Origin of the sequence: Saccharibacillus sacchari (assembly GCF_037722395.1) — a bacterium.
Lineage (GTDB): Bacteria > Bacillota > Bacilli > Paenibacillales > Paenibacillaceae > Saccharibacillus > Saccharibacillus sacchari_A.
In genome coordinates this window covers 44841-71767 of sequence record NZ_JBBKAR010000056.1, presented here as the reverse complement: position 1 = coordinate 71767, position 26927 = coordinate 44841, and the positions used below count along the sequence as shown (strand labels likewise).

The following is a 26927-nucleotide window of genomic DNA, read 5'->3' as shown; positions in this document are numbered from 1 at the left end:
TAAGGTGCGCCTACTGTGTAACTTTTGAGAAGCTCACGCGTATAACCATTTGGAGGTGTTTGACTGTATGAACAAAATGAAATCTTTATCCGTGTTGGCCCTGACCCTGATGCTAACCGGCGTATTGGCCGCATGCGGCAACGATCAAGCGGCCTCGCCGTCGCCATCCTCGGGTTCCCAGTCGGATACCGAAGTGAATGACCAGTCCAGAAACGACAACGATACGCATCCAACCGACGAAGTGGACATCGACGAAGAAAACAGCACGGAATCTCCGACCGATTCGGCAATTGGAGAAGCTCAAGAAGAGACCGATCTTGACGCAACGACGGGCGATCCGGCTCCTGCGGATAACGCAGAAACGGACACCCCGGAAACCGATAGCACTCCTGCCGAAACGAAGCCCGACGATTCCGCTACCGATTCGACAAGTTCGACTAATAGCGGAACTACCGAAACCGCTCCTGCGACAACGCCTGCGGCGGACGAGCAAAGCGGCGAAGGATCGTACGTCGGTCTTGCCGACGCCCATAGTGCGGAGATCGAAGTGAACGGCGAGGCCGTCATGTATCAGTTGTCCGAAGAAGCGCAAACACAGCTGGGACAAATTTCGGAAAACGCTCAAGTCACGTTCACGTATACGGAAGAAGATTTTGATTCCGAGACGAAAGTGCTGACGATCACCGACATCAAAGAAGCCAAATAATCACGGCATTGATCGGCTTTTCTTTTCCCTCTTTGCTTGGCTTCGGCCGGGCAAGAGGGATTTTTGCGGTAGACGACTTTTTGCCAAAAGGAGATGCGGATATGTATCGGATCGTAATGATTAGACACGGACAAAGCGAATGGAATCAAAAGAACCTTTTTACCGGCTGGACGGACGTTAACCTGACTGAGCAAGGGATCGAGGAAGCGAAAGACGCCGGACGCATTTTACGGGAGTCGGACTACACGTTCGATATCGCGTTTGCCTCAGTGCTTCAGCGTTCGATCAAGACTCTGCATCACGCCTTGGACGAGCTGGAGCTCCTGTGGATTCCCGAAGAAAAGTCATGGAAATTGAACGAACGGCATTATGGCGCGCTTCAAGGACTCAGCAAACCGGAGACGGCGGAAAAGTACGGCGAAGATCAAGTGCATCTGTGGCGGCGAAGCCTTTCGGTACGGCCGCCTTTGCTTGAACAGGATGACAAGCGACTGCCTAGCTTTGATCCGCGTTATGCGGATGTGCCTGTGGAGCAGCTCCCCGCTGGCGAGAGCTTGCAGGATACCATCGATCGGGTTGGCGAGTTCTGGGATGAGAAGATCGTGCCGCTGATCCAGGACGGCCACCATATCTTGATTGCCGCACACGGCAACACGATTCGTGCTTTGATCAAGTTCCTGGAAGACCTAGAGGAACATGAGCTGCTGGATCTGAATATCCCGACAGGCGTTCCGCTGGTCTATGAACTTGATGACGAAGTAAAGCCGATCCGCCGCTTCTATCTGGGTCATCCAACGCATGTCGAAGAGAAAAAGCGTCAAGCCGCGGACCCGAACCACGATCCCGATTGATGGAACGGTTGAGCGTCTTCTTCACCTATGTCGATTTGTAAAAAGGAGTTTTTAAAATGACTGATACTTTTACCGTACGTCCGGCCGTACCGAACGATGCAAGAGCCGTTTCCTTGTTGATGTACGAAGCCATAGGCGATATCGCCCATACCATCGCGGGAACGACCGATCTTCCCGATACGCTGGAGGTACTGGAGGAGCTATTCCAACTGCCCGGCTGCCGGCTGGGCTACGATAACGCCCTGGTCTGCGAAGATCAGAACGGCGGCATTGCGGGGTTCGTCCTGAGTTACCCCGGCGAACAAGCGGCTGCGCTGGACCTTCCCTTGATCCTTCGTCTACAAGAACGCGGCCTGCCCACAGACGGTTTGGTTCCCGAGACGAACCCGGGCGAATACTACCTGGACTCCGTAGCCGTAAGCGGTGCTTACCGCGGCGCAGGCCTGGGGACGCGTCTAATCGAAGCTTTCGAACAACGGGCAGCCGACCTCGGCCAATCCCAAGCCATGCTCCTCGTCGAAAGCGAAAACACCAAAGCCAGAGCCCTCTACGAACGCCTGGGCTACTCTCCCGACGGCTGGCTCGACCTGAGCGGCCATCAATACCAACGCATGATCAAAAAAATCGGGCCTCAAGCCTAAACAAATCGGTCGCAAAAACATGAAGTCCACCCCTATACCCGATTTGCCCGCGAAAGGAAGGTTCCCGTTATCCGGTTCCCTTCCTTTTTTGCCATTCCTTTTTTTCGCCCCTGCCCCATCCTTTCTTTTTTTCCCGTCTCCTTATCATTTCTTTCCTCTTCTCTTCCATCTCCTTATGTCTTGTCCCTTCTCTTCTATTCCCTCTCCTCAAGATGCCGGGAGCCTTTTCGGCGAAAACGCCAAGCGGAGGGAGAAATTCAGCTCAAGACGCCTTTGAACTCGTAAAGCCGCAGGCTTTATGAGCGAGACAGCGTCGTTACCGAATTTCTCCCGCAGCGCCCCCGCGCTTATCCGCCGAACCCCATCTCCCGCCATCGCCACCTATCCCCATTATCCACGCCATCCACAATTCGGATCGCACGGTTATCCCCGCCGTCCCCATTATCCACCGTCCGGTTTCTTCGCTTTTCCACCTTTTCTCCACGGCTTATCCCCACCCTTTTCCCGCATAACTAACTTTTTATCACTTCGTACAAAAAAATTAATTTGCACTTCTTGTCGACTGGATGCTTCCTTTGCGGCAAAGACAATCCTGCATTCCGCACCGTTGCGCCATTCCCTCAAAAGTCTCTTACCTTTTTCCAGCGTCAATCCCGGTTTGGGCAAAGTTCTGTTAGAAAAGCGCCTTTTTCCCCTTGATTGCTCCCGTTTACGCCTTTTCTCCCATTTCCCTCTCTTTTATTTTCTAAAATTTGTGCTTTGACAAACCCCATATCTGGTTATAAAATGAGTAACACTGACCCGGATAAACCTAGATATAGATTTAACCGGGCAATCAAGGAGCGTGAATGACATGGTGATCGCTTACGATTCCAGAACAGGAAACGTACGGAGATTTATCGATAAATTGGACCTTCCCGCGGTTCAAATCGACGAGACGATGAAACTGGACGAGCCTTTCATCCTTGTTACCTATACGACGGGCTTCGGTCAAGTACCCGACAAAGTCAAACTGTTCCTCCAGCAAAACGGCCAGCAGCTGCGCGGCGTATCCGCCAGCGGCAACCGCAACTGGGGGCATAGTTTTGCCAAAAGCGCGGACACCATTTCCCAAACCTACGGCGTGCCTGTCCTCTGCAAATTCGAACTTTCCGGAACAAACAAAGACATTCTACATTTCAAAGAGGAGCTGAACACCCTTGCGGCATATTGAATTGAACAACCAACTGATGCTCAGAAACGCCGACGGATTTTTCCGTTTGGATAAAGATAAAGAAGCGGTAGTCGCATTTATGGAAGAAGTCGCGCAGCGCAGCCTGACTTTCCCGGACTTCGGTTCCCAAGTGGATTACATGATCGAGAACGACTACTACGAGAACGTGTATGAAAACTACACCCGCGAGGAAGTCGTATCGGTATTCGAAACTTCGCATAATGTGCCATTCGAGTTCGCTTCGTACATGGCGGCTTCGAAGTTCTATACGGACTATGCAATGCGAAGCAACGACAAAGCCCAATACCTGGAGCAATACGCGGACCGTTCGGCGATCGTGGCTTTGCATCTGGGCGGCGGCAATGTGGAAACGGCGAAATCGCTCGTAACGGCGATCATGGAGCAGCGCGTGCAGCCTGCGACGCCAACCTTCCTGAACGCAGGCAAAAGCCGCCGCGGCGAACTGGTTTCCTGCTTCCTGCTTGAAATGGACGACGCGCTCAACTCGATCAACTATGTATTGTCGACCTGCATGCAGTTGTCGAAGATCGGCGGCGGCGTAGCCGTCAACCTGTCGAAACTGCGCGGACGCGGCGAGCCGATCAAAGGCGTCGAAGGCGCGGCCAAAGGCGTTATGCCGGTACTGAAGCTGATGGAAGACGCGTTCTCCTACGCCGACCAAATGGGCCAACGCAAAGGCTCCGGCGCCGCGTACTACAACATTTTCGGCTGGGACGTACTTGAATTCCTGGACAGCAAAAAAATCAATGCCGACGAAAAATCGCGCCTCAAAACGTTGTCGATCGGCCTGATCATACCTAACCGTTTCTACAAACTGGCGGAAGAAAACCAACCGCTGGTCGTATTCGGACCTTACTCCGTGTACAAAGAATACGGGAAGCACCTCGACGATCTGGATATCGACGAAATGTACGACGAACTGCTGGCGAACGACAAGATCAAGAAAAAGACCGTCATGAGCGCACGCGACATGCTGGTCAAGATCGCGATGGTTCAGCTGGAATCCGGCTACCCGTACATCATGAACAAAAGCAACGCCAACAACAACCACGCCCTGAAAGACCTGGGTATGGTCAAAATGTCCAACCTGTGCACCGAGATCTACCAATTGCAAGAAACATCGACGATCAACGATTACGGCCAAGCCAACGATATCCGCCGCGATATCAGCTGCAACCTGGCTTCCCTGAATATCGCGAACGTAATGGGCCTTGGCAAACTGCGCGAGTCGGTACACGAAGCGATGCTCGGCCTTACCGCCGTCAGCGACATGACCGAGGTGCAGAACGCTCCGGGCGTGGCAAAAGCGAACCGCGAAATGCACTCCGTCGGTCTCGGCGCCATGAACCTGCACGGCTACCTGGCCAAAAACAAAATCGCGTACGAAAGCGACGAAGCGATCGACTTCGCACGCACGTTCTTCATGATGATGAACTTCTACTCGATCGAAAAAAGCATGGAAATCGCACGCGACCGGAGCGAAACGTTCGCAGGCTTCGAGCAATCCGAATATGCAAAAGGTACATACTTCGACAAGTACGTACAGACCGATTACAGCCCGCGCACCGACAAAGTCAAAGCGCTGTTCGGCGACATGCACATCCCGACGACTGCCGATTGGGCTCACCTGCGTACGCTTGTTCAAGCGAACGGTCTGTACCATGCCTACCGTCTGGCGATCGCGCCGACGCAAAGCATCTCGTATATCCAAAACTCGACATCGAGCGTAATGCCGATCGTGGACGCGATCGAGACACGTACGTACGCCAACTCGACGACCTATTTCCCGATGCCTTATTTGGCGCAGGATAACTTCTTCTACTACAAGTCCGCTTACCAGATGGACCAGTTCAAAGTCATCGACATGATCTCGGTTATTCAAGAGCATATCGACCAAGGCATCTCGGCGATCCTGCACGTCAACAGTAACGTAACGACGCGTGAACTGGCACGTTACTACCTGTACGCGGCACGCAAAGGCTTGAAAGCTCTCTACTACACGCGCACCAACCACCTCAGCGTGGAAGAGTGCATCAGCTGCGCGATCTGATCTTGATTTTCAGACCTAAGGCTCGATACTTGCTTCATTCGGATAGACAACGCCAGACCTTTTTCACCTGAACATTGACCAGAACCTGCGGGGCGCCTTTTATGATCCGAATCGACGGACTCAGCCAAAACGCCCCGCTTTACTTTTGCGCTTTTATCGCTCATAATAAGTAACTTGTGCGCCGCTTACGTTTCTGCCTTTTCGACGTTAGCGGTCATTATTCGCGGTTACGCCGACCAACAATAACCAAATTAACTTTTTATATACATTCGATTCACACATAGACTCCACGAGAGAAAGGGATGACTGAACATGATCAAAGCCGTGAACTGGAACCGTCCTGCCGACGACTTCACCCTGATGTTCTGGAACCAAAATATTATGCAATTCTGGACGGACGACGAGATTCCGCTGTCCGACGACAAAATGTCCTGGATCACGCTGACGCCGGACGAGCAAGAAGCGTACATGCAGGTCCTCGGCGGCCTCACGCTGCTCGATACGGTACAAGGCGGAGTCGGCATGCCGCAAATCATGGAGCACGTCGAGAACCTGCAACGCAAAGCCGTACTGGCGTTCATGGGCATGATGGAGCAAATCCACGCCAAATCGTACAGCAGCATCTTCACGACGCTCGCGTCCACCGAAGAGATCGACAAGGTGTTCCGTTGGGTCGAAGAAAATCCGCTGCTCCAGAAAAAAGCGTCGATCATCTCGAAGTATTACCAAAGTATCGAGACGCCGAAAGACCTCTACCTGGCAATGGGCGCTTCGGTTATGCTGGAAAGCTACCTGTTCTACAGCGGCTTCTTCTACCCCCTGTACCTGGCCGGACAAGGCAAAATGACGAGCAGCGGCGAGATCATCGACTTGATTCTTCGCGACGAAAGCATCCACGGCCTGTACGTCGGCGTACTGGCTCAGGAAATCCTGCGTGACCTCCCGGCATCGGAAGCCGAAGCGGCAACGAAGGAACTGTACGAACTGCTGCACACGCTGCAAGATAACGAAGAGCAGTACACCGAGCAACTGTACACGAAGATCGGCCTGACGGAAGAAGTGAACAAGTTCGTCCGTTACAACGCCAACAAAGCGATGATGAACCTCGGTCTTGAGCCGCAGTTCGAAGAAGACGACGAAAGCATCAACCCGATCGTTCTCAACGGCCTGAAAACGCAAACCAAGCAGCATGACTTTTTCTCCAAAAAAGGCAACGGTTATGTGCGTACGGTTCATGTCGAACCGCTGCGCGACGAAGACTTTTTGTTCGACAGCGCAGAAGCGCCGGTTACGAGCGGACTGTAAGTTCGTAATTTGATTCGATTATCCCTTTCTTATCCAGAAGCTTCGCATGCGGTCCATCTTCCGATCTTGATCGGAGTTCGGATCGCGGGCGAAGCTTCTTTTTGACGTAAAAACGGTTATGATCGAGTCGTATGCAGAAGTCAAAAGAAAGCGGGCGATTCCAACCATGAAAGCAGCAGTGATCACCAAGTATGGCGGATTGGACGCTTTTCGGATTCAGGACCGACCGGAGCCGAGACCCCGCGCAGGCGAGCTCAAAGTGCGTATGCAGGCTACCTCGATCAATCCGATCGATTTCAAAGTGCGCAAAGGGTATATGTTTTTCTTGTCGGGATTTCGGTTTCCCAAAATTCTCGGCTCCGACTTTTGCGGAATCGTAGAGGCTTGCGGCGAAGGGGTAACCGGATTCGCTGTCGGCGATGAAGTATACGGCTTTACGAACGGAGCTTCTCAGGGCGGCGCGTCAGCCGAAGTCATGTGCTGCAAAGCTTCCGTCGCTTCGAAAAAGCCGGCGTTGCTGAGCTTCGAGGAAGCCGCCGCCGTGCCGCTTGCCGCCTCGACGGCTTACCAGGCGCTCACCCGCGAAGGCGGCTTGAAATCGGGTATGAAGGTGCTTGTAATCGGCGCGACGGGCGGCGTCGGCCATTACGCGGTGCAGTTGGCCGCGATCGCGGGCGCCCACGTGACCGGCGTTTGCCGATCTTCCGGCGTTGAGACGGCCAAAGCGCTCGGCTGCGACGCCGTGATCGCGTACGACCGGGAAGACTTCCGTCGGAGCGGGCAAACGTTCGATGTCATTTTCGACGCGGCGGGCAAATCCGGGTTCGGGGAATGTCGTTCTCTTTTGAATGAGCAAGGTACTTACGTCACGACCATACCGGGTCCTTCCGTGATGCTCCGGCGCGTACTGACCGGATCGAAAGGCCGCAAAGCCCGTTTCGTCATGGCGAATTCCAACGATACTGATCTTAGCCTGATGCGAAAATGGTGCGACGAAGGACAATTGAAACCGCTGATCGAAGCCGTATTTCCGCTGGATGAAACGCGCCAGGCGTACGAGCTGGCGGAGTCCGGGAAAACGCGCGGCAAAGTGGTGATTCGGACGTCGCTCGCGTAGAAAAAGAACACGGAACCGAACGCGGATGTTTTCACGTTACCTATCATCGTTATACGCTTATCGCCAAACCGGCTCTCCGGGCACACGGAAGTCGGTTTTTGTTTGGCTTCCTTTCGGCTCCCGTTGCTTGCGAAGAACTTGCTCGTTCCGCAAAGAAAAACGCCTTTGCGGATAGCTCCGCAAAGGCGTTTGATTCCGGACTCGCCGCTTAAGGTTTCGGCAGCAGCGTCACCGGTACGGTGAATGTCTCGTTGATTTTGGAATTTTTCTTATAGGAAGCCGTAACCTCCAGATTGACCACCGTCGGTTCTTTCGGCAAGGCACGCAGGGCGCCTTTGCTGTTGATCAGATTCGGATGGTCGCTGCCCGTTACCTGGAATTTGACCTCGCTGGTCGATTTCAACTCCAGTACGTTAGGGCCGATGCGAGTCGTGTTCACGATCGCGGCTTGTTTGTCGAACGAGGCAATCGCTTCGTCGACCAGCAACACTCTGCGGTCCGCGATCCGGTAGCTGGTATACGCCAAATACTGGATCGGATTGCCGCTTGCGTCTTTGACGACCGTGCCGTTCGGCGCCAGTTGAGCGGCCAGCAGTTCAAGCTGGTACGTGCCCGGCGCAAGCTTGCCGATCTTGCCGGTATTCTCGTCGAGATAATAATCGTCGATGCCTTCGAACGTGTAACGTCCCGGTTCGATGAACCGAAGATTGCCTTGCGCATCTTCGTCGACGATCTGCCCGACCAGTCCGATATACTTGTCGTCGATGCCGTAAACGGCGATCTGGATATAGTTCACGTCATCCGTCGACAAAGTAAACGATACGTCGGTGCTGTCGCGGTTGCCGTCGCCGTCAGGCGTGATGATCCGTTCCGACAGTTCGACGTTTTGAATGCCGAAGCCGGTCGTCGGAGGCACGTCGCCGATATGAACGGCGAACGGCAGATGCAGGTCCGGCGCTCCGGCCGCCGTCAGCAGCACTTCGCCTTCGTACACGCCTTCGGCCGCGTCGGCTGCCGGATCGACTTCAAGGTTGAACGTCGCAGGCGTTCCGGCGGAAGCCGTCACGGTGTTGCCGGATGGCAGGCCGGTCAATCGAGCGGCGATCTTGCTTGTATCCGGCGTCGCGATCGGGTTCGTCGGATCGGAAGTCACGTCGTCATGCCATACGACGCTTGCCGAATAGGAGACCGGCGCTCCGGTCACGCTTTTCAATTGAAGCTCATGGCTAACCGCGTCGCTGTCCGCGCTCAGCACGCCGAACGAAGTGGAAGACGCGTAGTTCGTTACCGGCACTTCGACCAGATCCGTGTTCAGGATACGGATTTGTTCGACCGCTTGCAGCAGCGCCGGCGTATCGAGCGCATCCGCGACATAAGCGCGTCCCGCGCCTTGCGAGTATACGTCGTACGGCGTGCCTTCTTCATCGGAAATCGTATCCGCCGTATTCGCCAACGCGGCGCGAATATCGAACGGCGTCCAGTCCGAGTACTTTTGCGTCAGCAGCACGGCAAGACCGGCTACGTGCGGAGCCGCCATGCTCGTTCCGCTCGAACGCGCGTAAGCTTCGTCGTAACTGACGCCCGGATCGAATTTGCCGTATTCCGGGTACGTGGACAACAGATTGACGCCCGGCGCCACCACGTCCGGCTTGATGCTCAGATTATCGTCGCCGTTCGGTCCGCGCGAACTGAACGAAGCGATCTTGTCGCCGTCGACGACCGTTTTCGGATATTGGTCGCCGAACGTGATTTCGAACTCCGGCGAGCCGGATTCAACCAATTCGCGGGCCAATTTGCGCCCTTCTACGCCGCTAAAGTCGAAGTAAGGCACGTAATCGAAGCTATCGCCCAGAAACGCCAGCGTGCCGACCGGCTCGTCGCGGCCCGGAATCGACTCCGACAGATCCGCTTCGTTCGGATTGCTCGCCAGCACGTTGCCGTTGAAGATTACGATCGCTTTCGCTCCGTGCGCCGAAGCCCCGCGCACTTTGGCGTCGAAGGTCAGGCTGCCGCGCGATACGAGCACGACTTTGCCCGTGACGTCGATGCCGTCGGCTTCCAGTTCGGCGTAATCGGCGTCGGTACCCAGGTTGGCGTACACGGCGTCGTTCGGCTCGGTGCCGAGCAGCGACGCGAAATCTTCTTGCCCGGTTTTCCAAGCCAGCACGTCGTTCGTATACGGACCGTATTCGCCGTACACCGCTTGAGATACCGTGTCGGCAGCGGCTTCTTCGGCGTTCGCCGCTTCAGCTTCCTCGACAGCCGGAGCTTCGGAAGCTGTTTCTTCCGCCGCGGCAGGATCGACGTCGGCAGCCTGTTGCTCCGACGCGGCGCTTGCTTCCTCCGCATCCGATTCGGCGGCCGAAACTTCCGGCGCTGCCGACTCTTCGGCCGGAGCCGCTTCGGTTTGTTCGGGCGAGGCTTCCGCAGGCGCTTGTTCGCCGACCGAAGCCGAGAACGTGCCCGTGTAATGGTTGCTTTCGCTGGTCACGGCTCCGACGGAGATCGCCAGTTGCGAAGACGCCGGGGAACCCATCGAATAATAGTAAGGACCGGAATCCGCCGCGTTGCCGTTGGCGATAACCGCCGTCACGCCGGAAAGTACCGCGTTGTTGATCGCGACCGCGTCGGGCGAGTTCGGATCTTTGTTGCTGTCCGAGCCGAGCGACAGGTTGATCACGTCCATGCCGTCTTTGACCGCATGTTCGATTCCGTCGATGACCTGGGCGGACGAACCGGAAGCGCGGCCCGTTTGCAGATTGCGGCCGAGCACTTTGTACACGTACAGATCGGCTTCGTACGCGACGCCTTTTTGCACCAGTTCGGAAGTCGGGTTCGTGCCGCGTCCGACGATCGTGCCCGATACGTGCGTACCGTGGCTCGTGCCTGCGTACGAAGTCCCGTTGATTTCGATCGGCGGTTCTTCGTACGGATCGTTGTCTTGTTCGAACGAGTCGTAACCGCCTTTATACGCGTCTTTCAGATCCGGGTGCAGATAATCGACGCCGGTATCGATCACGCCGACTTTCAAGCCTTTTCCGGTATACCCTTCCGCCCAGGCTTCGTCTACGCCCATCTGCTTCAGCGGCTGGATCTCGAAATTGTCGCCCGCCGAAGCTTCCGTCTCGTCGATCGGAATTTCGTAATACGTCTGGTTCTCGTCGATCGAAACCACGTTCGGAATCGAAGCCAGCGTCGTCAGGTCTTTGGCCGACACCGTAATTTCGAGACCGTTCAATACCGTATTATATTGATAGTTGACCTGCACGTTCACGCCCAGCGCCGCGGCTTGGCTCAGGAAGTCCGACTGTTCGCTGTCCACCAGTTGTTCGGTCGAGGACGCGGAAAAGCTTCGCAATCCCGCTTCATTGGCGGACGACTCGGCAGCCGCTACCGGTTCCCGGCTGAGCTGCACGATCGCGCGTACCGTATGTAGGGATCGAGTATCAAGCTTAGGCGAGATAATCGAAGCGGGATCGCGGGCTTCCAGCGCAAACGTGCTCACCGTACCGTCTGCGGCGCCTCCGCTGATCGTCGGATTGGACAATTTGTACGGCGTCAGGCCGCTCGGCGATGTCGTCGACTCGGCCGAAGCCGCCGCCGGGAGAGCCGCACCCAGAATCAAAGCCAGACTGAGCGAAACTCCGGATAGTTTACGGAATAGATGCTGCTCTTTTTTCAATGCAACTTCCCCTCTCTGATGTGTAAATATGGATCGCATGAATGAAGCACAAGCACATTTCCTGTTAGCTATGTTTACAGATCAGCGTATCAACGCCTCAAAAACCGTCCTCCTTTCTGTTTCTCGTCAAAAAGCTTGCCACCTATGCTAGCATCAGGCCAAAGAGTTGACCACTTGTAAATTTTTATGGAAAAGTGTTTCAATGGATTCGATCGCCGAATTTTGTCGAAATTTAAATAGCTATTTTGCTTTTTTCCTGAAAAAAATTGGATTTGCAGCAAGCGAAAGTCTTAGTTATGTTATCCGCCTGTCAGCTTTTTTCAAATCGTACTCGGTCTTTCGGTTCCCTGACCTCTCTTGCTTATGAGTAAAAAGACTTAAAATTTCGACAAACTGCAACCTTTACGGAGCCGAAAACAAAACAATGCTTTACATTTTGCTTGCCGTCATGCTCAAAATTTCGTTTTTCAAATCTGTTTAAGTTTTATTCCATACTTTTTAAGTCGGAATTGTTTGATTTCCCGTACGTTGTGCGATTTCATAGGTTAGATATAGAAAAAAGCCCGACATCTTCGGATGTCGGGCTTTTCAAGATAAAGCGGTGAAACCTTCAACTTAACGGAAACACGAAAGCTTTTGCCTGTGTTCTGCCGAAGCCGATTATTCGATCAATCCGGCTTGAACCAGCAGCTTTTGCAAGACCAGCGCAGCCGCTTCGCGGGTAGCCGGCGCTTTCGGATCAAAGTAGGATTGAGCGCCGCGTACGGTGCCTTGAATCAGTCCGTATGCGGAAGCCGATTGGATATCGGCCGCGGCGTAAGACGCAAAGCTGGACGAATCCGCATAAACCGGAGCACCACCTGCTTCTTTTAGGTTGAGCAGTTCGGCCGTATGCGTCAGCAATACCGCCAACTGTTCGCGGGTGATGACCGCGTTCGGATCGAATTTGCCGTTTCCGGTACCGTTGATCAGTCCCGCTTCGTAAGCCGCAGCCACGTCGCCCGCGAACCAGTCGTTTGCCGATACATCGTCAAACGGCGCGGCGGACTGATTCGACAGCCCCAGCGAACGAACCAGCAAGGCGGCGAATTCGGCACGCGTGATATCGCGTTTCGGCGCGAACGCCGAAGCCGACGTTCCGTTCACCAGCAGTTTGGAGGACAGTTGTTCGATCGCCGTTTTGGCCCAGGAGTTGCGGATATCGGCAAAGCTCGAAGGCGCCGAGACGACCGCATAGGTCGAGAAGCCCGGACGGCTTACGGTGACCAGCGTCGTGCCGTCCGTTTGCGCCGCGAATTTCGAAGCGACCGGACGCAATTTGCCGTTTTCTTCATACACGACGCCTGCTCCGCCGGAAGGAAGGTTTACTTCGACGGCGAAGGAACGAGCAACAAAGACAGAACCTGTCGAAGTGATCGGCGTTGCTTGGCCTGCGGCATCAAGCGCCGCCAGTTCGAAAGCGACCGGCGTTCCGATCACGCTCGCGCCGGGCAGATACGCCGCGAATTTCGTTTGCGCTTCCGCGGAAGGCGTCACGTTCAACTGCAAGGAAGAACCTGCCGGCACTTGCTTGAAGATCGAAGCCGGAAGCGCGACTGCTCCCGATCCGCTCGATACGACCAACGTCACCGTCGTTTGCGCGGACGTCAGTTGAGCCAACTGCGCGGAAGTGATCGTGACTTGAGCGGCCTGTCCGGCCTGGGTCGGCACGGACAGAACCAATGAAGTCGGCGTCGCGCCTGCCGATTTCAAAGCCTCGGTCAAAGCGGCATCGGTGAAGGACGCCGCCACGCCGCCGTTACCCGATGTCGCGACGACCGGAGTCAGCGCAATCCGCTGCTGCCCCGCAGGCACCACCGCTCCCACGGTCGCGGTAGCCGGCGGTGCGGTCGTTGTCGGAACGGTCGGCGCGGTTACGACAGGCGTAGAGACCGCCGCTCCGCCGCCGGTCGAACCTCCGCCGGTCGATCCGCCGTTGTTGCCCGAAGAAGGCGAAGCATTCAATACGACCGGAATGACCACTTCGTTATAATCTTCCGGGTAAGCTTTGGAAACGACGTGCACGGTCAGATCGACGACCGTTTTGCCGGAAACCGGCAAAGATTTGAGAATGCCGTCGGCGCCGATCAGCGCCGGATTGTCGCTTTTCGCGACTTGGTAATCGGCTTCGGTATCGGTCGGCAGCGTGAGTACCGGAAGACCGATATTCGTCGTATTGGTCACGACGCCGGTGCGGTCGATCTTGGCTTCGGCGCTCGCCAGCTTCGTGCCTTCGCCGTTTTGGATACGGAACGAAGAATAGGCTGTGTATTTGACGATCTCGCCGTCCGAGCCTCGGATTACGCTGCCGTCAGCGTTCAGCGGGAACGCTGAGATTTCCAATTGATAATTATCGTTCGGCAACAGCTTGAACTCTTTGTTTTTTTCGTTGAAGTAAAGATCGGATACGTCTTCGAACGTGTACGTGCCCGGCTTGATCGGCAACAGATTGCCTTGCGAATCTTCGTTTGCGATCTCGTCCAGCAGGCCGACGGATTCGTCGTCATAGCCTACGGCGGCAATCTGGATATATTTCGCATCGTCAGCCGTCAACGTGAACGTCACGTCCGTCGAAGCTTCGGCTTCAACATGCGGTTGAACGATCCGGCGTTCGACCTGGACATTTTCCACGCCGAATCCGGTAACCGGCTTTTCGTCGCCGATATGCACGACGAACGGCAGATGCAGATCGGGTTGTCCGGCCGATTGCAGCAGAACCTGGCCTTCATATACGCCGACCGCCGCATCGGCCGACGGATCGATCTCAAGTTCGAACGGCGTCTCGCTGCCTGCTAAGGCTTCGACCATACCCCCGTTCAATCCTGTCAAACGCACCGCGATTTTGCTGCTGTCCGGCGTCGCGATCGGCGCTTCCGGATCGGAAGTCACGCTGGTATTCCAGGCAACGCTCGCGGTGTAGCTCAAGTTTTGTTGCGATACGTTTTTCAATTGCAGCGTTTGCGCAATCGGTCCGCTGTCCGCGCTCACTACGCCGAACGACGTAGACGGCGAATAGTTGACCACTTCCCGATTGGTCAGATCCGTATTGAGGATCGTGATGTTCTCCAAAGCTTGCAGAAGGGCAGGCGTATCGAGCGCATTCGCTACGTCGGCGCGTCCCGCGCCTTGCGAGTACACGTCATACCGCGTGCCTTCCTCGTCGGAGATCGTGTCCGCCGTATTCGCCAGCGCCGCACGGACATCAAACGGCGTCCAATCCGGATGCTGTTGCAGCAGCAGCAACGCCAGACCCGCGATATGCGGAGTTGCCATGCTCGTGCCGCTCGAACGCGCATAAGCTTCGTCGTAGCTTGCGCCTTCTTCGAATTTGCCGTATTCCGGGTAAGTCGAAAGCAGGTTAACGCCCGGCGCCACCACGTCCGGCTTGATGCTCAGCTTGTCGTCGCCGTTTGGGCCGCGCGAACTGAATGCAGCCATTTTGTCGCCGGCGACCACAGATTTCGGATATTCGCTGCCGAAGCTGATTTTGAATTCCGGCGAACCTTGCGCAAGAAGTTGTCTCGCGATCGCGCGCCCCTGAGTACCCGAATAGTCGAAGTACGGCACATAACTGAAGCTATCGCCGAGGAAGGCCACCGAGCCAACCGGCTCATCGCGGCCGGAAATCGATTCGGCCAGATTCGCTTGAGACGTGTTGTTCGGGTCTACGTTACCGTTGAAGATCACGATCCCTTTGGCTCCGTGAGCCGCCGCGCCTTGCACCTTCGCGTCGAACGTCAGGCTGCCGCGCGAAACGAACACGACTTTGTCTTTCACGTCGATGCCTTGCGCGGCCAAAGCTTCATAGTCCGCGTCTGCGCCTAGATTGGCGTATACGGCATCGTTCGGAGCCGTTCCGAACTGCTCCGCGAAATTCTCCTGGCCAATCTTCCAGGCGAACACGCCGACCTCTGCCGAAGGGTACTCGTGATACACGTCGTACACGACGCTCGTAACGGTCGGAGCCGATTCGCCTTCGGGAGCTTCCACCGTTCCGCCGTTGTGATCACTGTTCTCCGAACCGGTGCCCGGATCGGCAGCCGGTTCTTCTTCGGCCGGCTTTTCGCCTACCGTTACACCCAGCGTTGCTTGGTAACGCTTGCTTTCGCTGGTGACCGCGCCGACCGAGATCCCCAACTGCGAAGTAGCCGGAGAACCCATCGAATAATAGTAAGGGCCGGAATCCGCCGCGTTGCCGTTGGCCAAAATTGCCGTCACGCCCGACAATACCGCATTGTTGATTGCGATGGCGTCCGGCGAGTTCGGATCTTTGTTGCTGTCCGAACCGAGCGACAGGTTAATAACGTCCATTCCGTCTTTGACCGCATGTTCGATTCCGTCGATGACTTGCGCCGACGAACCGGAAGCTCGTCCGGTCTTGATATTGCGGCCGAGCACTTTGTACACGTACAGATCGGCTTCGTACGCGACGCCTTTTTGCACCAAGTCGGAAGTCGGGTTCGTCGCGCGTCCGACGATCGTGCCCGATACGTGCGTACCGTGGCTCGTTCCCGCATAAGACGTGCCGTCGATTTCGATCGGCGGTTCTTCGTACGGATCGTCGTCTTTTTCGAACGAATCGTAGCCGCCTTTATACGCGTCTTTCAAATCCGGATGCAGATAATCCACGCCCGTGTCGATCACGCCGACTTTCAGGCCCGCTCCGGTAAATCCTTCCGCCCAGGCTTCGTCGACGCCCATTTGTTTCAGCGGCGACAGCTCGAAATTGGATTTGGATTCGCCGATATCCTGTGCCGATTCTTCGACCGGAATCTCGTAATACGTTTGGTTCGCGTCGATCGAGGTTACGCCTTCGATCGAAGCCAGCTTGGGAATATCGTTCGCCGCTACGGTGATCTCCATGCCGTTCAAGACCGTGTCATATGTATAGTTGACGGTCAGGTCGATGCCGAGCTTCTCCGCACGGGCTACGAAACTGTCCTGCTGCGTATCGATCGCCCGTTCCGCCGTACGCGCCGTCAGCGATCTTGCCCCTATTCCGCTTGCCGCTATACTCGAAGCCAGAGGATCGCGGCTAAATTGGACAATGATACGTTCCTGTCCCGAAGAATGCGTGTCGACGTCCGAAGAAATGATTGCCGAATCCAATGTGCCGGACAATTCAAGACCCGAATACCGAACCGACGATGCTCCCGCGCCTGCGGCCGATGCCCCGTAGGGAAGCGCCGTTCCGAGCGTCAATACGACTGCGAATGAGAGATGCGATACTTTCTTTACCAAACGACTTCTTCCTGCCACAGTAACTTCCCCTCTCCGTATGTAGGTTAGCTAGCACTTTGACCGCATGAAATCTAAGGTTTACGTTCATAGGAAACACGCACGGGTTAAGCGGGTTTTCGAGGGGCGTAACCTAACATCTTAAGCGGTCATGGCACTAAAACCTTGACCACTGGTCAGTTTGATGTAAACAAAAAAGGTTCGCTTCGAACCCAGACGTCCTCCTTCCTTTGCTCTGACAAGTGAATCAAAATGCTTGCCAACTATACTAGCAAACGATGATAAAAAATGCTACATAAAAATTAGGATAAAAACACTCTGTATTGGATATGTCTTCCTATAACGGACACAAAAAAGGCGCAGGTGTTATTCCTGAGCCTTTTTATCTTTATGATTTTTATATTTCATCCATTTAAGGCGGTCAAATTACCACGAATTCCAATTCATGAACGTATCCGTCTTCCCTTGCAAGTCCGCAAGCTTCGTCAATACGACCGCCGCGTCAGCTTTAGTGACCGTCTGTTGAGGCAGGAAGCTGCCGTTAACCGCGGGTAGCAGACCAAGTTTGATCGCCAGTGCCGCATCGCCTTTGTGCAAGATGCCGGCGGCATCGGCGATACCTGGCAGGTCGACGGTCGAGTTATAATACGAGGCCAATTTATCGTAATGCAGCACGCCCATCAAGATATGCGCCATCTCATCGCGGGTCAGCAGCGTATCCGGCAGGAAGTCGGCCGATTTATCCGGTCTTAACCAATTCTGGCTGACGAGGAACCCGATCGCTGCCTGGTCAGGGCTGTCCGCACTCACGTCCCGGAACAAGGACATTCCTGCATACGCATTGTAGGCCGAGTAATCCGGCTGCATCGCTCGTGCCAGCATATCCGCCCATTGCCCGCGCGTTAACTGGGCATCCGGATTTACTTTTCCCGACTCGTCCGCGACAAGAACAGCATGATCCAACATCTTTTCCAACTCCGCTTGATGTTCATGTCCCGAGATATCGGTGACCGCAGCAGACGGACGCTGTGACAAGCTTGTTCTGTATAGAGTCTTCCACGCTCCGCTAGACGCATCCAATACGTTAAAGCTGTTTAGCTGGCCGCCCGTTTTGAGCATCGGCAGATAGGTCAGCCTAATCTCAGACCCGCTTTTCTCCGAATCCGCTGCCGATGGACGGTCAAAACGGCTGTAATACAACTCCGGTGATACGGCTTCCAGGAACTTCGCTTTGGCTTCTGTAGCCGTGACCTTAACCGTATTCGCCGCCGGGAACTCGCCTGTCATTGAGTCGGAAGGTTCGCTTGTATTGAATTCGGTCAGCATCCCTTCGCTATTGACCGTGACGGCAGCTGTGTCTCCCAGAACCGGAATACCCGATTCGTAGCGTAAAAAGCTATACGTCAGGTTCCAATCCCCTTCTTTTGGCACGGAGACCAATCTCCATTCCCCGGCATTCGGAAGCAACTTGGAGGCCCAGGCTACCGCTCGCGATAGATCCGCTGCCGTCGGCTTTACCGTATCTCCTGTCGGCGCATCCTGTTCATACAAATAGTAATTGTACACTTGACCGGTCCGGGCATTAAGCTGCACGTTGATGTTACCGAGATTGCCTTTGCCCGTACGGTTCAAATCCAGCACCCAGACCTTGGTATTCTTCTGTGGATAGTCTTGCGTGTACGTCTGCTGCCCGGTCAGCTTGAAACCGGAAGGAATCAGGTCCAACTTTTCCAACCGAAGCTGTGCGGCCTCCTCCGTGCGAAGAGCGGCCGGAGCCGGAGAGCTTCCAGGCTTAAGCGCTACGCCTTCCCGGGCGATCGACTCGGTATACGGCAGACCGGTCAGCGGATTCAGCAGCTTTCCGCTGTTCGCATCGATCGGCGCCAACGACGCATCGTAAGGAACGTAACCGAGATAATAGCCGGACGAAGGTGCTCCCCAGCCTTTGACAGGCAGATAAGCCAATTGCAGAGCAAACTCCGATTCGAAGATTTGTTGAGCCTGCGTCGCGGACTGTTTCGGCGTTGCCGACGGGTAAGACAAATGATTGATGCTGCGCGTATATCCCGTCACGTCGCCGCTTCGGTCCAATGAGAGGAAAACCGTCTCGTTTTGCGAAGGCACGCCGTTTATTTTAATTCGGAAAGAGAACGAATAGCTTGGGCTGCCGAACAGCGGCGTAATGGATGCCCCTTCGTTATACGCATACGAAAGGTCTTCTTTGACGAAATCAGCCGCTTTCCGCTCCGGCATGGCTCGCACCAAGAATGCAATCGCCTGCTCGGATGCCTGCTCGGCGGTCACTTCACGATCCGGTTGTCCGGGAGCGGGCACAGGCAGATAAGCATCCGTCACGATTCCGCTCACAGCATCAACCGATACCGACGCATTCGCGTTTTCCCGATCCGATAGCGTATATGTAAGTCTCCATGCCTTGATCGGACTGCTGTCTTCCTCGTAATACGCGCTGTAATCCGCAGCGGTCACTTGAGCCGGGGTTAGCGCGGGAAACAACTTCCCCGCAGCAGCTGCCGCTTCGGCCGACGAAACTTTCGCGCCGTCCGGCACTGCCGAAGTCAACGCCGACGTGGTAAAATTCATCGATTCGCCAGTCTCTGCCGCGGATGCCGGAGTCGCCAGTACAGGCGAACACAACATGGCCGCTGCCAGTACGGCAGCCGCCGTTTTTCTCGAAGTCGGGAATTCCCGCTTGATGGTCTTCATGGTCGATTCTCCTCTCGAAGATGGTTGTTAAGGAATGTCAAGTTCGCAAATAGCCGGTCTCCCAGCCTCGCCATCATCTTATCACCGCACATGCAAGGAGAGGTTACGTACAGGAAACGAAAATATGACAAAGTGAAGGCTTGGTCGATTCGGATCTTCAAAAGACCGAACGCGAAATAACGCCCGATCCAAGTAAATTCGGATCGGACGCCGGCGCTTGGCTTTTTCGCTTCATGCAGAACGGTTAACCTTCACGTATGTAGACCTTAGCTACGTCCGCCCGGAATATACGGTCTGATCCATTCGCCGAACGATTTCGGACTACGTGTTTGAATCAGTACGACGCCTTCCCCACGGAATCGGCAGACAAGACCTTCGCCGCTCGTGAAGCTGGATACCCAGCCTTTGGAAGCTTTTTCGATCTCGTAGCGCATGTAGTCCGGCCAAGCGACCAAGTGCCCGTTATCGACAACGACTTCTTGCCCGGCTTGCAGATTAATGGCGTGGATGCCTCCGTACGAAGACAGGAACACCGTGCCTTTGCCGCTGACCTCGACGATAAAGAAACCTTCGCCGGACATCAGACCCCGGCTCAAATTCTGCATTTTGGTGCTGACCTGAATACCGGCGGTCCCTGCCAAAAACCCGTCTTTTTGCACAAGCAGACTGTAGGAGCCGTCAAGCTCTACCGCTTCGATCGCACCCGGACTGGATGGAGCCAAAGTCGCTTCGCCGTTACGCCCAACCGATAGCAGCTCCTGGAAGAAAAAAGATTCTCCGCTGAGCATCCGTCCCAGACCGCGCATAATGCCGCCGTCCGTTGTACCTTTCAACTCGATATTCGGCGACATCGATACCATCGCACCCGACTCGGCCTTGATACTTTCTCCACCGTCAAGCTGTACCTGAAGCAATGGGAAAGCGCCTTGATACAAAATTTGATATTGCATGGATGTTGCCCCCTCTCCCCTCCATCTTAATGAGATTTTACCTGCTGCGCAATGGAGTTCATACCAGGCTGTGCTATAATCAGATGCAGCGATACGCAAAAAGGCGCAAGATCGCCATCATTCACACCCAAGGGGGCAACATCCATGCAAAAAAACAGGAGAGCCGGACGCAAGTCCGCGCTGGTCGTGCTCCTGATGCTGACCCTGCTTCTGCTGGCCGCTTGCGGCACCCAAACACCTCAGCAGCAAGCTGATCCGGCAACAGACGCGACTCCAACACAAACCCAGACCGAAGAAGGTTCGACGGGCACGACGCCGGCCACGCCCGGAACGTCTGCCGACGGCACGCAAAATCCGGTCGTGACGATCGAAATGGACAACGGCGGCCTCATCAAGCTGGAGCTGTACCCGGACATCGCGCCGAATACCGTCAACAACTTCATTTCGCTGGTCAAATCCGGTTTCTATGACGGAGTCGGCTTCCACCGCATCATTCCGGGCTTCGTTATTCAAGGCGGCGATCCGGACGGCACTGGCGGCGGCGGACCCGGCTACGCGATCAAAGGAGAGTTCACGTCCAACGGCTTCACCAACGATCTGAAGCACACCGAAGGCGTACTGTCGATGGCCCGCACGTCCGAACCGGATTCGGGCGGCTCGCAATTTTTCATCATGCTGGCGGAACAACCGAGTCTTGACGAGCAATACGCGGCTTTCGGCAAAGTGATCGAAGGCATGGACGTCGTCAACGCGATTGCGGCACTGCCGACGGACGGCGCCGACAAGCCGACTTCTTCCGAAGGCGCGACGATGAAGACCGTGACGGTCGATACCTTCGGCAAAGAGTACCCGGAACCGGAGAAAATCCAATAAGATGAACGCCGATTTCGAATGTCGCGAAGGTTGCGGAGCCTGCTGCACGGCTGTCTCGATCGCTTCGCCGATCCCCGGTATGCCGGGCGGCAAGCCTGCCGGCGTACCTTGCGTGCAATTGAACGAGAACAAACGCTGCAAGCTGTTCGGAAGTCCCGAACGCCCGGCGGTCTGCGGCGGCCTGCCGCCTTCGCCGGAAATGTGCGGAACGTCCACCGAGGAAGCTTTTGCTTACCTGGAGTGGCTGGAACGCGAGACGACGCCTTGAACAGGCATGGAGATCACGCGAAAAAAGAACCGAAAACCCGCAGGAAGCGTCAATCGCTTTCTGCGGGTTTTTGCGTTTGGCAATCCGAATAAAGCCGCGCTGCCGAGCACAAACGCACGCATCGTCCAAAAGTGCCGAAAATGGCTCTTTTTTACTAGGCGAACCTGCCGGATTAGTCATTTACACCCTTGCCGGGCGGCACTAAGATAAAAGCAAATGAAATAAATTCCAGCACGCGCGTCGCCCATCCCCCGGTTAAAGGAGATCGCCCATGTTCGAAAGAAAAAACAAATTGATGCTGCTGATTACGTTAAGTGTGGTCTTGTTCTCCGTTTTGATCCATATGCTCGGACGCGGCACGGCTTTGTTCGACGCGATGGAGCAGATGCACGGTTCCCCTTCTTCTCCCGATCCGCTATGGCTGAACGCGATCGCCGTGCCTCCGCTGTTGTTTTTTGCGGCCGCGGCCGCGCTCTACGCCAAACATCGCGGGCATCGCCTGATTCCGGTTTTCGTCATGCTGGCGCTGGTGTTTTCCAGTATCTCGCTTGTCGCGGGCAGCGGAGGCGGAACCGAATTCCACTTTTCCATCTTCATGGTCATCGCCGTACTGTGCTTTTACGAAAGTATTCCTTTGCTGATCGCGGCCACTTTGATTTTCGCCGTACAGCATCTGGTCGGTTTTTTCTTTTCGCCGGAAATGGTGTTCGGGGTTTCTTCGTATTCGCCGACCATGCTCGCTACGCACGCCTTTTTCCTAGTGGCCACCTCGCTCGCCGTCATTTTGCAAATTTTCTCCAACAAAAAGGCGCGGGCCGAACTCAAAGCCGAAAAAGACCGGGAACGTTCGCATACCGTCGGCGAAATCGTGGACCGTCTCAACGCCACATCCGGGCAGTTGTACGGGCAAACGGACGAACTTAACGCGCAGGCCGAATCGTCGGCGGGAGCCAGCGGCGTGATTCGCGAATGTATATCGGATATTTACGACGGTTCGCAAGAACAAAAGTCGGAAGCCGGTTCCGCGCGCAGCGCGATCGAAAAAGTCGGCTCCGATCTGCGCGAGATCGTGGACGCGACCGGCATCGTCTCGCAGGTGTCGGATCAAAGCTCGCGCCACGCCGAAGACGGCAACCGCAATATGGGCCAACTGATGCAAAATCTGTCGTCGCTCGAAACGTCGGTGCTCGATTCGTCGGAACGCATCCGGCTGCTGAACGAACATGCGCAGCAGATCGGCAAAGTGACCAGCCTGATCCGCAATATCGCTTCGCAAACCAATATGCTCGCGTTGAACGCTTCGATCGAAGCTTCCCGCGCCGGAGAAGCCGGCCGAGGCTTCGGCGTCGTCGCTTCCGAGATCCAAAAGCTGGCCCAGCAGTCCGACGCTTCCGCCGAAAATATCGGAGCGTTCCTGGGACGCATCAACGAAGAAACGCAGCGCACGGCCGAGTCCATGCACCGCGTAACCAACGAGCTGTCCGCCGGTCTGTCCGCCGCGCAGGAAACGGAAGATTCGTTCCGCGTCATCTGCGAGCACGCGACGGAAGTCGGCATGAAGCTTCAGCATATTTTATCGTCCGGCGATCTGGCTTTGGCCCATTCCGGTCAGGCTTCCTCTTCGATCGAAACGATCTCGTTGATCGCCGACGAATTCGTTTACGCTTGCGAGCAAGCCAAAACGCACGCCGAACGCCAACTGCAATACAGCGGCGACACGGCGCAGATCGCGACCCAGCTCGGCGGTGCCACGGCCGAACTGCGCGAAACGATATCCCGGATCGGCGTATGACGGCATGCTGTTACTCGGATCGGACCGCTAACGGACCTTGGCGGTCCGTTTTTTTGCGCGCAGACGACCGTCCGCCGCCGCTTGCGCCCGAGTCTCGCCGAGTGACCGGCACCGCGAAATCGGGTATAGTTATCGGGTATGGTAGTTTTGAGAACAATCCGATAAAGGAAGGAAAGAGGCGGGCCGATGAAAGGAACTGAACGATTTACCAACCTATTCGCCGAAAAAAAGGTTTTGCGTTTGTATATACCGCTTCTGCTGCTGGCCTGCGGCTTGCTGCTGAGCGCTTGCGCGCAAGGCGAGGTGGATGTGACGATCAAAACGGACGGCACTGCCGATATCAAAATGAACGCTACGATCGACGAGTCCGCGCTAAGCACGATCGGGCAAACCGATCTGCCGGAACAGATCGCATCCAGCCTGCGGGAGCAAGGATTGGACGCGCAAGCGATCACGGAAGGCGGCCAAGCGGGCATCAGCGCGTCGCGCACGGTGCAGCTCGACAGCGGAACGCTGCCGGAACTGCCTGACGGGATCACGGTCGAAGACCGCAAAGAAGAAGGGCTGTTCACGACGACCCACCATTACGTGATCGTCGCCGATCCGCCGGAACTGATTCCGCGGGAATCTTCGTCGCTGACCGGCTTTATCGGATCGCGTTTGCTAAGCCGCTTCGTGGACAACGAATTCGATTTTCGCTTCAAGCTCACGCTGCCAATCAAGCCGGGCGAGAACAATGCGGATACCGTGTCCGACGACGGACGCACGCTGACCTGGAATCTTGCGGCGACGCGCGAGAATCGGATCGAGCTTGAGCTGGCCGTGCCGAATATTCAACGTATCGTCATCGCCGCTTCCGCTGTCTTGGTGGTCTTGATCGCTCTGATCGTATTCGTTGTGCTTCGCCGCAAACGCAAGAAAAAGCCCCTGCCCTCCACGCCGTCTGCTTGACGCCGGAGTCAGGGAGTCGGGAAGCCCGGGAGACCGTCGGAGAGCTTTCGATCACCGGACGTTTTCCTCCGATTGTTGACTTTTTGTGCATATTTTCCGGATTTTGACGTGTATTTTTTGAAAATGCTAACAAGAAGTCAACAATATTCACGTCAGACTTCAAAATGAGGCGATTTTTCGGTCGAATTGTTGATAAAAAGTCAGCAACCGCGGAAAAATCGTCTTTTTTATCCGCATTTGTTGACTTTCTGTGCATATTTCGCATCTCCGTCGTTCTCGCCCCCGTAGTCATTCGCTTGCGCCGTCGCGACCGCTGCCACGCTTCGCTTATTCTCTTTTCCGCCACGTCCGCCTGGCAATCTCCCGACTGCCGCAGTTATAAACCGCATACTCGCCGTTTGTCAGATCCACCAGCGCAAGTCCGCGCGACTCCTTGATCGCGTACGTATGCGAACCCAAATCACAGTTCAATCTCGCTCCGTCAAAACAAATAAACTCGCACGGCGTATGACCATGCACCACAACTTTTCCGCCTGTCGCTTGTAGCACCGTATCGACTCCATACGCATAAAACTCATTTTCCGACATCCACAACATATCCCGGCTTTGCGCATACAGCGGCTGATCGGGCATAAAGCCAGCGTGCACGTATACATACTCCTCATCTTCGATCACCATCGGCAGCGTCAGCAGCCAGTCCAAATTTTCCCGCGTCTCCGCCTCGTCCGCAAAGGTACGCTCGAAGCTTTTCAATGCCTCGGCTCCGCCATGGATAAGCCACATATCCGATTGGTCCTGCCGATACCAGCGCAGCATTTCCTCATGATTGCCCGTCAATACGACAACGTTATCCGGGTGCATCCGTTGGAGCGTGCGCAGATAACGAACGACCAACGCGCTGTCCGGCCCTCGGTCGATCAGATCGCCGCCGACCACCAGCTGATCCGTGAACGCATCGTAATCCATTTCCCGCAACAGCTCGATCAGCCCTTGATATTCCCCGTGAATGTCCGTGATAAATAGTTTTCTGCCCTCGCTCATCGTATTCTCCTTCCCGCAAACGCCGATCTTTTAACCTATTGTACCGTGACCGACCAGACGCGTCCAAGCTCCAAACTCCTTCTCGACAGCTAGTATTTCCTGAAATGATGTATTGCCATCAAAACCTAAATAAATACCGATCATTTTGATTGACAGTCCCTGCTCGATCGTCTATCATCTTCACCAAACGATACATTTAACGTCCAGAATTTACAAATCCTCGTAGCAAACTGCCTGTTCGATTCGAACAAAAAGGAAAGCGGTATCATTTCATATGCAAAGGACCCGATGCCATGAAACCGAAAAAACGCTTAACGGTCAAAGAAATCGCCGAAGAGGTCGGACTCTCTGTTGCTACAGTAGACCGCGTGCTCAACAATCGGGGGAACGTCAAGCCGAAGACCGTGGAGCTTGTCATGAATAAAGTGCGCGAGATGGAGTATACCCCCAATCTTTCCGCGAGCTTTTTGTCGAAAGGACGCAGTATCTCTTTGGCCGTCGCCTACCCCGAGCTGCCGGCATATTTCTGGAATCAGGTAGAGACCGGCATTGATGCGGCTGTACGCGAGTTCCGGGACTTCGGCCTTCAGGTCCATACGATTCGTTCCAAAGACTATGACCTCACCGATCAGAAAAAAACCATGCTCCAACTCGTCGATTCCGGGGAATACGACGCTATCGCGATATCGCCCAATGATCCGCAGGAAATGACCGACGTGATCGATCATGCGGTGAGCTGCAATCTGACCGTCGGCACCTTCAACAGCGACTCGCCCCTTAGCTCGCGCATGTTCTATGTCGGCTGCGATTATCGGGTGGCCGGACGCCTCGCCGCCGATACCTTATGCAGACTGACGGGACGCCGCGGCCGAATCGGTCTGATCATGTCGTACACGAACTTTCAAATGCAGCAAAAAGTGACCGGATTCCGCGAAGTGATCGGCAATTACCCGGAGATCCAACTGCGTGCGCCGCTAAAAGTCGACCAAGAAGAATATACGTCGTTCGAGACGTTCGCCGAATATTTCGAAGGGCTGGACGGCGTTTACGTAGCGAGCGCCAAGCTCCATATCATTGCCGAGCATCTGGAGAAGGCGGGACTGGCGGGCCGCGTCGCATTGATCGGGCACGATATGAACGAAGAAATCCATGACAGTCTGCAACGCGATGTCGTGACCGCTACGATCTGCCAGGACCCTTTTAACCAGGGCTATCTGATCGTAAAGTCGCTGTTCGAGTATCTTTCTTCAAGAAAACTTCCGGACACGCGCGAAAATATCACGAAATTAGAACTAGTGACCAAGGAAAACGCTCGCTACTACATCTGAATGTGTATCAACACAACCCAATTCCACTCTCGGAGTTCCGCATATGGCGGACACTCCTCCTTTTTAAACGAAAATGATGTACGTACGTCAATTTGATGAATTCATTCTCTTTTCCCTGTTTACAGCAGAATGTACAG

Annotated in this window: 17 protein-coding genes; 12 read left to right on the top strand and 5 right to left on the bottom strand. The window is 55.1% G+C overall.

The features are described 5' to 3' along the window. The first annotated feature begins 67 nt into the window (after positions 1–67). The 7 genes from WKI47_RS21530 to WKI47_RS21500 all read left to right on the top strand — a co-directional run bounded on the left by WKI47_RS21530 (position 68) and on the right by WKI47_RS21500 (position 7904). Positions 68–706, top strand: coding sequence for a hypothetical protein (locus WKI47_RS21530; RefSeq protein WP_340229250.1), 639 nt, complete (start codon positions 68–70; stop codon positions 704–706). 101 nt (positions 707–807) lie between these two features. Further along, positions 808–1557, top strand: a complete 750-nt coding sequence (gpmA, locus tag WKI47_RS21525) for a 2,3-diphosphoglycerate-dependent phosphoglycerate mutase (RefSeq protein ID WP_340229249.1) — start codon at positions 808–810, stop codon at positions 1555–1557. A gap of 56 nt (positions 1558–1613) precedes the next feature. Further along, positions 1614–2198, top strand: a complete 585-nt coding sequence (locus tag WKI47_RS21520; RefSeq protein ID WP_340229248.1) for a GNAT family N-acetyltransferase — start codon at positions 1614–1616, stop codon at positions 2196–2198. An 853-nt stretch (positions 2199–3051) separates the two neighbouring features. Next, complete coding sequence (nrdI, locus tag WKI47_RS21515; RefSeq protein ID WP_340229247.1) at positions 3052–3411, top strand: class Ib ribonucleoside-diphosphate reductase assembly flavoprotein NrdI; 360 nt, start codon at positions 3052–3054, stop codon at positions 3409–3411. Further along, positions 3398–5482, top strand: coding sequence for a class 1b ribonucleoside-diphosphate reductase subunit alpha (gene nrdE / locus WKI47_RS21510; RefSeq protein ID WP_340229246.1), 2085 nt, complete (start codon positions 3398–3400; stop codon positions 5480–5482). Before nrdI ends, nrdE begins: the two co-directional genes overlap by 14 nt. A 315-nt stretch (positions 5483–5797) precedes the next feature. After that, positions 5798–6787 (top strand): class 1b ribonucleoside-diphosphate reductase subunit beta, encoded by a 990-nt coding sequence (gene nrdF, locus WKI47_RS21505; RefSeq protein WP_340229697.1) that lies wholly within the window; start codon positions 5798–5800, stop codon positions 6785–6787. A gap of 166 nt (positions 6788–6953) precedes the next feature. Beyond that, complete coding sequence (locus WKI47_RS21500) at positions 6954–7904, top strand: NAD(P)-dependent alcohol dehydrogenase (protein ID WP_340229245.1); 951 nt, start codon at positions 6954–6956, stop codon at positions 7902–7904. 208 nt (positions 7905–8112) lie between these two features. Here the strand turns inward: WKI47_RS21500 and WKI47_RS21495 are convergent, their stop codons facing one another. The 4 genes from WKI47_RS21495 to WKI47_RS21480 all read right to left on the bottom strand — a co-directional run bounded on the left by WKI47_RS21495 (position 8113) and on the right by WKI47_RS21480 (position 20537). Continuing rightward, positions 8113–11586 carry a S8 family serine peptidase gene (locus tag WKI47_RS21495; RefSeq protein WP_340229244.1) on the bottom strand — a complete coding sequence of 1158 codons (3474 nt, stop codon included), beginning with the start codon at positions 11584–11586 and terminating at the stop codon, positions 8113–8115. 660 nt (positions 11587–12246) lie between these two features. Continuing rightward, positions 12247–16866, bottom strand: a complete 4620-nt coding sequence (locus WKI47_RS21490; protein WP_340229243.1) for a S8 family serine peptidase — start codon at positions 16864–16866, stop codon at positions 12247–12249. Positions 16867–17289: 423 nt separating this feature from the next. Further along, positions 17290–19587 carry a YcdB/YcdC domain-containing protein gene (locus WKI47_RS21485; RefSeq protein WP_340229242.1) on the bottom strand — a complete coding sequence of 766 codons (2298 nt, stop codon included), beginning with the start codon at positions 19585–19587 and terminating at the stop codon, positions 17290–17292. A gap of 266 nt (positions 19588–19853) precedes the next feature. Continuing rightward, complete coding sequence (locus WKI47_RS21480) at positions 19854–20537, bottom strand: TIGR00266 family protein (protein ID WP_340229241.1); 684 nt, start codon at positions 20535–20537, stop codon at positions 19854–19856. A gap of 144 nt (positions 20538–20681) precedes the next feature. On the opposite strand from WKI47_RS21480, the gene WKI47_RS21475 reads away from it, so the two are divergent. The 4 genes from WKI47_RS21475 (at position 20682) to WKI47_RS21460 (ending at position 24421) form a co-directional block, all read left to right on the top strand. Continuing rightward, positions 20682–21410: a peptidylprolyl isomerase gene (locus tag WKI47_RS21475; protein WP_340229240.1), complete on the top strand. Its 729-nt coding sequence runs from the start codon at positions 20682–20684 to the stop codon at positions 21408–21410. A gap of 1 nt (position 21411) precedes the next feature. Next, positions 21412–21678: a YkgJ family cysteine cluster protein gene (locus tag WKI47_RS21470; protein WP_340229239.1), complete on the top strand. Its 267-nt coding sequence runs from the start codon at positions 21412–21414 to the stop codon at positions 21676–21678. Between the two features lie 271 nt (positions 21679–21949). Beyond that, a complete protein-coding gene (locus tag WKI47_RS21465; protein ID WP_340229238.1) occupies positions 21950–23470 on the top strand; it encodes a methyl-accepting chemotaxis protein in 1521 nt (506 codons plus the stop codon). A 186-nt stretch (positions 23471–23656) separates the two neighbouring features. Next, a complete protein-coding gene (locus WKI47_RS21460) occupies positions 23657–24421 on the top strand; it encodes a transmembrane domain-containing protein (protein WP_340229237.1) in 765 nt (254 codons plus the stop codon). 327 nt (positions 24422–24748) lie between these two features. Here WKI47_RS21460 and WKI47_RS21455 read toward each other — a convergent pair whose 3' ends face one another. After that, positions 24749–25462: a metallophosphoesterase family protein gene (locus WKI47_RS21455; protein ID WP_340229236.1), complete on the bottom strand. Its 714-nt coding sequence runs from the start codon at positions 25460–25462 to the stop codon at positions 24749–24751. A 293-nt stretch (positions 25463–25755) separates the two neighbouring features. Here WKI47_RS21455 and WKI47_RS21450 point away from each other — a divergent pair, with 293 nt between their 5' ends. Continuing rightward, a complete protein-coding gene (locus tag WKI47_RS21450; protein ID WP_340229235.1) occupies positions 25756–26790 on the top strand; it encodes a LacI family DNA-binding transcriptional regulator in 1035 nt (344 codons plus the stop codon). The last annotated feature ends 137 nt before the right edge of the window (positions 26791–26927 follow it).